This is a genomic window from Scytonema sp. NUACC21, from assembly GCF_054684315.1.
In genome coordinates this window covers 75,587-84,287 of the sequence record NZ_BAAFZH010000066.1, presented here as the reverse complement: position 1 = coordinate 84,287, position 8,701 = coordinate 75,587, and the positions used below count along the sequence as shown (strand labels likewise).

The 8,701-nt window shown below is 39.9% G+C and carries 9 protein-coding genes and 3 pseudogenes; 4 read left to right on the top strand and 8 right to left on the bottom strand.

All coding sequences use genetic code 11. The features are described from left to right. The 7 genes and pseudogenes from ureC to ACYRY3_RS11680 all read right to left on the bottom strand — a co-directional run. Positions 1 to 232: pseudogene (gene ureC / locus ACYRY3_RS11710) on the bottom strand (urease subunit alpha); the annotation flags it as partial. Between the two features lie 55 nt (positions 233 to 287). Then, the gene (locus ACYRY3_RS11705; RefSeq protein WP_460201842.1) at positions 288 to 599 is read right to left on the bottom strand and encodes an urease subunit beta; all 312 of its coding nucleotides are present in this window, start codon (positions 597 to 599) and stop codon (positions 288 to 290) included. Positions 600 to 625: 26 nt separating this feature from the next. Continuing rightward, complete coding sequence (gene ureA / locus ACYRY3_RS11700) at positions 626 to 928, bottom strand: urease subunit gamma (RefSeq protein WP_460201840.1); 303 nt, start codon at positions 926 to 928, stop codon at positions 626 to 628. 42 nt (positions 929 to 970) lie between these two features. Next, on the bottom strand, positions 971 to 1,870 hold the full coding sequence (locus ACYRY3_RS11695; protein WP_460201839.1) for an urease accessory protein UreD: 900 nt from the start codon (positions 1,868 to 1,870) through the stop codon (positions 971 to 973). Between the two features lie 112 nt (positions 1,871 to 1,982). Beyond that, complete coding sequence (locus tag ACYRY3_RS11690) at positions 1,983 to 3,221, bottom strand: photosystem II assembly protein (RefSeq protein WP_460201838.1); 1,239 nt, start codon at positions 3,219 to 3,221, stop codon at positions 1,983 to 1,985. Positions 3,222 to 3,300: 79 nt separating this feature from the next. After that, complete coding sequence (locus ACYRY3_RS11685) at positions 3,301 to 4,221, bottom strand: SPL family radical SAM protein (RefSeq protein WP_460201837.1); 921 nt, start codon at positions 4,219 to 4,221, stop codon at positions 3,301 to 3,303. Between the two features lie 107 nt (positions 4,222 to 4,328). Next, a complete protein-coding gene (locus ACYRY3_RS11680; RefSeq protein ID WP_460201836.1) occupies positions 4,329 to 5,108 on the bottom strand; it encodes a class I SAM-dependent methyltransferase in 780 nt (259 codons plus the stop codon). 88 nt (positions 5,109 to 5,196) lie between these two features. Between ACYRY3_RS11680 and ACYRY3_RS11675 the strand changes: the two genes are divergently transcribed. The 3 genes from ACYRY3_RS11675 to ACYRY3_RS11665 all read left to right on the top strand — a co-directional run bounded on the left by ACYRY3_RS11675 (position 5,197) and on the right by ACYRY3_RS11665 (position 7,843). Next, on the top strand, positions 5,197 to 6,057 hold the full coding sequence (locus tag ACYRY3_RS11675; protein ID WP_460201835.1) for a ParA family protein: 861 nt from the start codon (positions 5,197 to 5,199) through the stop codon (positions 6,055 to 6,057). Positions 6,058 to 6,061: 4 nt separating this feature from the next. After that, on the top strand, positions 6,062 to 6,496 hold the full coding sequence (locus ACYRY3_RS11670; RefSeq protein WP_460201834.1) for a hypothetical protein: 435 nt from the start codon (positions 6,062 to 6,064) through the stop codon (positions 6,494 to 6,496). Positions 6,497 to 6,985: 489 nt separating this feature from the next. Continuing rightward, the gene (locus ACYRY3_RS11665) at positions 6,986 to 7,843 is read left to right on the top strand and encodes a hypothetical protein (protein ID WP_460201833.1); all 858 of its coding nucleotides are present in this window, start codon (positions 6,986 to 6,988) and stop codon (positions 7,841 to 7,843) included. Positions 7,844 to 7,999: 156 nt separating this feature from the next. Here ACYRY3_RS11665 and ACYRY3_RS11660 read toward each other — a convergent pair. Then, positions 8,000 to 8,548, bottom strand: a pseudogene (locus ACYRY3_RS11660) (TCP-1/cpn60 chaperonin family protein); the annotation flags it as partial. On the opposite strand from ACYRY3_RS11660, the pseudogene ACYRY3_RS11655 reads away from it, so the two are divergent. Beyond that, positions 8,542 to 8,676: pseudogene (locus tag ACYRY3_RS11655) on the top strand (hypothetical protein); the annotation flags it as partial. The pseudogenes ACYRY3_RS11660 and ACYRY3_RS11655 overlap by 7 nt on opposite strands. Positions 8,677 to 8,701: the final 25 nt, after the last annotated feature.

The following is an 8,701-nucleotide window of genomic DNA, read 5'->3' as shown; positions in this document are numbered from 1 at the left end:
GAATCAAAGCATTGGTAATTACTAAATCTACTGCACCATCGGCATTGGAAATAGGCGACTGTCCCATCCCGTCACGGATAACTTTACCACCGCCAAATTTTACTTCATCCCCGTAACTTGTCAGGTCTCGTTCAACTTCGATAAATAATTCTGTGTCAGCTAATCGGATGCGATCGCCCACTGTTGGACCAAAGGTTTCGGCATATGCACGACGATCCATTTTGTAACTCATTGTTAAGCCCTCAAAAAGATTGAACCGCACTCTTAAGGCGGATGGAAAAGAGTTTTTAAGTGTCGAGTTGTCCGTTAATTTTGGCGTTGAAGCCATAGACTTGACGGCTACCCACTAAGGAGACTAAAGTGACTTCTTTTTCATCCCCAGGTTCAAAGCGAACTGCAGTTCCTGCGGGAATATCAAGACGCATTCCCCGCGCTTGTTCTCTATCAAAACTTAATGCAGCGTTGACTTCGTAAAAGTGAAAGTGGGAACCAACTTGAATCGGTCGATCGCCTGTATTTGACACTCGCAATTTCACACTAGGACGACCTGCATTCAGTTCAATGTCCCCGAATCGTGGAATGATTTCCCCTGGTATCATACTTCTTCTGCGCCTTTGCTTGAAATTTATCTTATGGGATTATGCACCGTTACCAACTTTGTCCCATCAGGAAAAGTTGCTTCCACCTGGACTTCATGAACCATTTCCGGTACTCCTTCCATCACATCATCCCGTGTTAACAGTGTGGTTCCATAACTCATTAACTCTGCAACAGTTTGCCCATCTCTGGCACCTTCCAAAATGGCGGCAGAAATATAAGCCACTGCCTCTGGATAATTCAATTTCAAACCTCTTCCCTTACGTCTTTCCGCCAACAGTGCGGCAGTAAAAATTAACAGTTTATCCTTCTCCTGGGGTGTAAGTTGCATCTCCTACCTCTTTCTTCTCCGCTACTCTGCGTCTGGTGCAGTTCAAATCTGCCAAACTCGTGGTATGCAGTCACCACGCGCCAACAATGACTGACGCAGCAGTAGCCACACAGCTGTAAACCAGTTTCTCACTTCATCTGTTGCAGAACCACGGTATCGACACAATAATCCACATGAAAGACGAGTCACACCAGCTGAAGCAGGAGGATTTGTAGAAACGCGCCACGGTGCATCTGTCAAGGAGTAGGGGGTAAAGAGATTCCGCGCCGTCTTTATCAAATCAGGTGAAACCTCTTGTCCAACATAAGCTAGACTACCTGTTACCGGTTGCCCTGCCAATCCATGAGGGCTGTGGAAAACTTCTTCACTACCCGGTAACCATTGCCTGTCAATCCATAAAGGAATACCTTGCTGCCAAACTTCCGTATGCGATCGCCACTCTCCAAGGCAAAATTTCTCTCCTCTGGCACTGCGTCCAAATCGTGTGATTTCCCAACCAATCCAGCTAGCACCTGTTGCTAATTCTACCCGCAAGTCTTGACGATAGATTGCACCGTTAAAAACTATTGTTTCTTGGGGTAACCATTCCAAACAAGCACCACTATCAACCTGTATCTCAATACTTTGTCTTGCTTGGATGCCGTTACTACGGTATATCTTACTTGCTGCTGCTGTTGTGATCAGTGCTTGAGCATCGGGTTGGAGATGAACATTGCACGACAGGCGATCGCCACCTACTACACCCCCCGCTGTATGTAAAATTACACTATGACAAACCCGTTGCCCTTCTGGGTATAATGGGCGTTGCACCTTAAATGGTGCTTGGCTTTGATTGTAAATGAGGGTTGTTGCACCTTGGCGATCGGCATACACTAAGTTCAGTTTGCCATGCCACCCGTCTGGACATTGTGCCGTAGTTTGAGAATTCAGCTGATGATTCACACGTGTACACCGTAGCTTATCAACAGAGGAAACCAGAAATCGAATTTCCTCTCCTTATAAAGGGGAGGTTAGGAGGGGTAAAAATTATGTGCAGCTTCATATCAAGTTGGTATCATACTATTTTTCTTGCCAAAATTATATAATCATCTAATACATAATTAGACTCATACTTTTGACTTAAATACTGCTGAAGTATTGAACTCATATACAATTGTTTGGGTAAGTTTTCTTTAGCGTATTTTGTAAACTCAACACCTCCAAGAGGAGTTCTCAAGTTGGTTGATGTGAGATACTTATACCACACTAGCTCTAACCCAAGCTCATCTATAAAAGTTTTCACTAAAGTTTTTTCCTGCTCGTGGTCTTCACTCTGCTTGGCTTGGTAAGTTCTAAATAGCTTCTTATCTTGAATAATTAAAAGAACATATCCTTGATGCTTTAAACTATCAGAAATTATTTGCTTATAGGTATTATTGGCTTGAGCCCTTTTTTCAGAATCGGTAAAAAAACAATGAGAAATAACTATACAATCAAAAAAATCCTTGGGTATATTGCTAGATAGAGGATTCCAAGTAAAGAGGTCAGCAGTCACAAAACGGAAGTAAGCATTTACTGGGTTTTTTCCGGATTCTATATATCTTCGCCAAAACTGAAGCCCCCGGAATTGGAAGGCATTTTGTTTCTCTAAAGAATAGTATGATATGTGCATTTGAGGGATTTGAAAAAAGCCGCTAGTGCTTTGGAGAAACAAAGCTAAACCATAAGCAACGGTTGCTGGACCTGCTGCAATATCAAGAATCTTGATATCAGTCGATAGCAAACGAGCTTGGTAAATGAGAAACCAGGCTAAGTAAATGCAATAGATATTTTCTAAAAAATATTTCATAAAATAGACGTGTGGAGTCATGCTCAAACTATAGTTTGGGTCTTGTCCACTCTTTAAGCTATTAATATCTTCTAGAGCATCCTGAAGTTTGATGAATAGCTGCTTTTCAGATACCTTGCTGAACTCCTCTTGAAGATATTCCACTAGCCGAACTTCAAAATCTTCAAATATACGTTCATCTATCCCAGTAACTTGAAGTTTATTTTCATCATGTTGTACAATTTGAAAAACTTTATTAACATAAATAATAAATTCTTTGTCGGGAGCTAATATATTGTTATTTATCTTATCTAAAGCCTCTTGAAACTCAGATTTCTCCAAGCGCTGTAATGCTTCGTTGAGTTGAGCACTTAAAGAAGCCAACTCTCTTTTAGATTGCTGCAAATAACTTTCAGACTGAAGATTATCCCTAAATAGCTTTTCCAACCAAGATAGCTTTGCACCCGATTGTTGAATTTCTTGCAACAGCTTTACTGCAAGACGCTTGTTACCTAGTTGAAGAGCCAATTTAAACTGCTGGCTTCTCCACCAATTCGCAATCCTGTTACTCATATCCGAAACCAACTTTACCCTCCTTGATTTCTACACCAGGAAGTTGGCAAACCAATTTTTCCTTAAATCTCATATAGCTTACTTGTCGATCCTTATACCACCAATCGTATTTTTTCTTAATTTCCTCAGCTTCTTGGCGAGTTGAAGCCACAAGAGAACTCCGATTGCTTGGGTGAAAATCTTGAATAACAACCCTATCTACAATATTGAGTTTGGCAATAAAATCAGCTTCATCAATTGGTAATGTCGGAAGTAAAGGTGTAATAGTTATAGACAGTTTTGGAACAAAACCCTTTAAAGGGTGAATATTTTGCTTAATTTTAAGTATGGCATTCAGTCTGGCTTTTATACTAGGGGAACGGGGTTCAAAATCCTTTCTGACAGATTCACTTCCCGTTGGAATACTCATATTAATCCGCAACCGTTTAAATCGTTGTAAAATATCAATATCTCTGGTAATAATTGGGCTGCGAGTTTGAATCACTAGTGTTGGACAGTATTCAAGCATGACCTCCAATAACCTGCGAGTTAATTGATACTTAGACTCGATTGGTTGATAGGGGTCTGTGACGCTACTCATATAAATACTAGGAGGTTTATTAGGGGTCTTCTTATACCATGCTTCCAGTTCCTTTTCTAAAATTGCGACAGAATTTTCCTTGATGATGACCCATTTTCCCCAATCTTGACGCATTTGGGAATCGGGGCTAAACGCAGCAGCATAGCAATAACTACATCCATATTGACAACCACGGTAAGGATTTAACGTAAAATCATAAGCACCAATAAAACCAGTCGCTTTATTCAGCAGTGATTTGGCATTTTGAGCATAAATATTAATATCTCCAAATCGTTCTTTTACTAGTTTTGTTGGGTTATTGATACAATAACCTTCATAAAGTGGTTTCGGCATTTATCAACCCACTATTATATAGAGACGAACAAAGGATAATCTCACGCAAAAATGCAAGATTTACTCCATAAATCACTTCTTCACGCCTTTGGGTTTTTGTATGAACCTTATGACGGTTCTGCAAGGTGGATGCTAGTACAGTACACCATGTAGATATAGCCATGCTCATCGCAAAAGCGCTGGTACAATTCCTGCAACCCTGATATGAGTTGCTGATGCACCTCCCCTTCACGGGGAACATAGGAAGAACTCATTGCACGACCAATAAGTCCAGTTAAATCTAACTGTTGCCGATAGACAAACGTATATTCCCGGAGATTCCTAAAATAAGGAGTGGATAGCAGTGGTTCTACCGACTGCATCCGCGACTCAGCTGGATGGTTCCTTGATGCTTCACGTATCAGGCGGCTATATCCAGCAGTTAATTCATCGGTTTTGTCACGGTTATTCCAAACTACAGCCAGTCTTCCTGTTGGTTTGAGAATGCGACGAAACTCTAATAAACTTGGTTCGGGTTGAAACCAATGAAAAGCTTGAAAACAGGTCACTAAATCAACAGATGCATCCGCTAGGTTGGTGGCTTCTGCGGTTCCATCCCTCAATTGTAAGTTCTGTGATGGTTCAGCCGCCTCTCTCATGGCTGTGTTGGGTTCGATCGCAACTACACTGACACCTCGTTCAGCTAACAAACGTGAGGAAATTCCCGTACCTGCACCAATATCAGCAGCTACAAGTTGTTCAGGCGATGCTAGCCCCTCCAAAATGACATCAATTGCTGCTGTTGGGTAACTTGGTCGGTATCTCACGTAGTCTGCTACTCTATCACAGAAGCACGTGAGAGGATTTAAGGTGTATAGGGGTGTTCGATCGAAATCGTTTTGATTCATAGTTTGGGTAGTCAGGCTCGTTACTTTAGCTGAATTTCTGGGAATGCTATAACTGTAGCCTTTAAGAGCGATCGGTTAAGCAAGAATTATGACGGCTAAAGTTGTTTGCATTTGTAACCTTAAGGGTGGGGTTGGCAAAACTACCCTTGTTATGGCGTTAGCAGAGTACTTAGCAGGCGATACGTATCGTAAACGTGTGCTTGCTATCGACCTCGATCCTCAAACTAATTTAACCAATGCTTTAATGTCAGAGGAGGCTTGGTATAAAGACTTTGAAAAAAGAAAGCTGACTTTACCCTATCTCTTCAAAAATCCAGTTGACTTTTTAGAGCATGCTAAAAATGAAGAATTTATAGTTAAGCATAATGTTTCTACTGTCAAAAATAATTATAAAAACTTTTTACATCTTATACCAAGCAGTCCCATACTATTTCAATTTCAAGAAGAATTACCACCTGATTTCTATTTCAATATTGGGTTGACACCAATAAACCTGATATCTGTACTCATAAAGCCGATTTTAAGAAATTATGATTATATTCTCATTGATTGTCCACCTACTATTAACAAGGTAGTGAAAAGCGCTTTTTTAGCCAGCCATGCTTGTATCTTACCTTGTGTACCTAATAGAATGTCAATCCTTGGTTTACACTTATTACTTGAACATATTAAGAAATTTAATCAAGACAATGGGCATAATTTAAAGCCGTTAGCTACTCTAATTTCTAGATATAACACAACCAGAAAAAATGACAATCAATTTGTCAAATTTATCATAACAAATAAAAACTTACCTCCAGCATTTAAAACTCAAATTTCTGAAAGAGCAAAATTAGCAGAGAATTTAGATTATTACTCTGATAATAAGTTAACATATAAACAAAAATATGATGATTTACATAATACGTTGCTTCAACTGACTCAAGAATTTATTGAAAAAGTAGGATAATAACATGAACGCTACAGAAATTGTAAATTTATTAAGAGCAGTCGCAGACGCTATAGAAGCAGAGCCACAACTGGCAAAGAGCGTAGAAAGACATATAGCTGAAAATTTGAATATACACAAGAAACAGGAGTTTTCTAAAGCAAGTTCCAAGAAGCCAAAAATTACAAGTAAGAATCTTGTAAATGGTGAAACTCTTTTAGCTCAATGTAGGCAAATTTTAAGAGAACAGGGAGAAGAAGAACTAAAAACTTACCTAACTGGAATGGGAGAACAGATAAAAGAAATTTTGAAATACGGTCATCTCGATCCGAATCGTTTGATTCGTCGCAGGAAAAATTTAGATAGCATAATTGAGTACATTATTCAAACTCTAAAAACTCAAGAACACAACGGAAAAACATTTGCATCGTCTATTCTCCTGAATGAAAAAGCTGATTGAACAGTATATTTAGGTGCATTATACAGGGCGCTAAAGCGCTACTACAAACAAAGAGTGATTTAATAAAGCCGACGTACTTAACGCACCTTATCTCTTGCACTTTTCTTCCTTCGTGCCCTTAGCGCCTATGCGCTGGCACGCACGCTAAGCGCAAAGCGCACGCTCCGCGAACGCTATCGCGGTTTAATAAAAAAATATTCCTCATACATTGGTAACTACTTCAACAGCAATCTTAATTCTCTACTTGAGTCTATTACAGGGGATGCCGTTTTATGATAGTAAAAGATTTTCGCATATTGCCTAATAATGGAAAAAATAATTAATTTACACTTTGAATGACTTTATTATGCATCAGAATAGAAATCTGCTGTAAGTTCTATAGACAATTCAGTAACTTTACTGAGTAAGCAATATACAGGGCTTGCTAAGCTTTAGCATGAGTTAGAAAAAATAGACCTTTAACTACTAAAAAATGTATGGAAAATAGCTATGAACTTAATACCATGGATTACTTTACTAATATTAGAAATAGGATTTTTTATTTGTTTTCTATCGAACAAGACGTTAATTGAACCAATACCTTTCAGTATTCTTATAGCTGTAATTATCTTAATTGCCAGCTTGTTTCAACTAACAATGGCAGCAATTTTCCTTTTTAATATTGTCTTTCTCTTGGCATTGCTAATTCTTCTCCTTGGATTAGTTTGGTCTGTATTTTACCTTCTGAAAAGGTGGAAACAAAGACGTTATACTGCTATTCCTCTCGCGATAATTTTGTCCACATGTATTTTATCAACTTATATTTCTCCCATTCAAGTGGAGTTTTTACTATACGCTAAAAACCGTAATGCCATAGTTTCAGCGATCGCAACAGGAGAAATAATGCCAAAGCCTTTGTCAGAAGAAGACATAAGCAGAATGAGTAGACGAAACCCTAATAAAAAACCTCCTACGGCTGCTGAAGTTAAAAATTTTCCAAATTTATGGCGGAATAATTTATTAGGATGTGATGGATTGGGTATGCCAAGGGGCATAGAGTTGCCACAGGGCGTACACACTTCTACTGCTTACGATGGTGTTTTGGTTCGTCGCAAAGATGCCGAAGCCTTGGTGGTAAAATTTTTGGTTGCTAACTATGGTTTTGGTGGTATACAAACAAGTTTTATATATAGTTCAGACAAAACCTTAGATCTACAAGATAAACGTATCGTTTACGATCCTTATGACAAGTCCTCACATGATGAAGAAACAATCAAAGTAATAAATGCTTTGTGTGATAATAAGAATTATTATTTTTCTGCTAGACAAGTAGCAAAGAATTGGTTTTATGTATCAGTAGCAGAATAAGCTGTAAGGCTGGTGGGCACTGCCTGATTCAACAACAATCTTAATAAAAAACAAATATGAAAATGGTGGGCAGTGCCCACCCTACAAAAATAGCCGCCTCCTGTGAGGGAAGCAGCTGTTTGTTGAAAGGTGGGGGTTCCCCACCCGAAAAGAATCTTAGTAGTCGAAGTCACCACCGCCCATACCAGCGCCAGCGCCAGCAGGAGCATTATCCTTTGGTTCGGGCTTGTCAACCACGATACATTCGGTAGTCAACACCATACCAGCGATGGATGCAGCGTTTTGTAGGGCAGAACGAGTTACTTTAGCTGGGTCAACAATACCAGCATCCAACAGGTTGACGAATTCGCCTTTAGCAGCATCGTAACCGATGTTGAATTCTTTCTCTTTCACGCGCTCAGCAATGACAGCACCATTCTGACCTGCGTTTTCAGCAATGCGCTTCAGAGGAGCTGTTAAGGCACGAGAAACAATCAACGCACCAGTTAACTCTTCACCGCGCAGGTTGCCATTTGCCCATTCTTCAAGTTGAGGAGCAAGGTGAGCCAGTGTTGTACCGCCACCAGGAACGATACCTTCTTCAACAGCAGCCTTGGTAGCGTTGATAGCGTCTTCCAAGCGCAGCTTCTTGTCTTTCAGTTCGGTTTCAGTAGCAGCGCCTACTTTGATAACGGCGACACCACCTGCCAATTTAGCCAATGGTTCAGTTACAAGCACCTGTAGACATGAGTCTAGAGCGTGCTTTGGAATACATTGGTCCAGATGAATTGGTGGAAGTCACTCCCCAATCTATCCGTCTGCGGAAGATGACGAAGAAGTTGGCGAAGCGTTAATAGTTAGTGGTTAGTAGTTAGTAGT

What these genes read in the sequence shown, in the direction of transcription:
- ACYRY3_RS11675 (WP_460201835.1), top strand. Translation starts at nt 5,197, where the DNA reads ATGACGGCTAAAGTTGTTTGCATTTGTAACCTTAAGGGTGGGGTTGGC.
- ACYRY3_RS11670 (WP_460201834.1), top strand. Translation starts at nt 6,062, where the DNA reads ATGAACGCTACAGAAATTGTAAATTTATTAAGAGCAGTCGCAGACGCT.
- ureA (WP_460201840.1), bottom strand. Translation starts at nt 928, where the DNA reads ATGCAACTTACACCCCAGGAGAAGGATAAACTGTTAATTTTTACTGCC.
- ACYRY3_RS11665 (WP_460201833.1), top strand. Translation starts at nt 6,986, where the DNA reads ATGAACTTAATACCATGGATTACTTTACTAATATTAGAAATAGGATTT.
- ACYRY3_RS11680 (WP_460201836.1), bottom strand. Translation starts at nt 5,108, where the DNA reads ATGAATCAAAACGATTTCGATCGAACACCCCTATACACCTTAAATCCT.
- ACYRY3_RS11705 (WP_460201842.1), bottom strand. Translation starts at nt 599, where the DNA reads ATGATACCAGGGGAAATCATTCCACGATTCGGGGACATTGAACTGAAT.
- ACYRY3_RS11685 (WP_460201837.1), bottom strand. Translation starts at nt 4,221, where the DNA reads ATGCCGAAACCACTTTATGAAGGTTATTGTATCAATAACCCAACAAAA.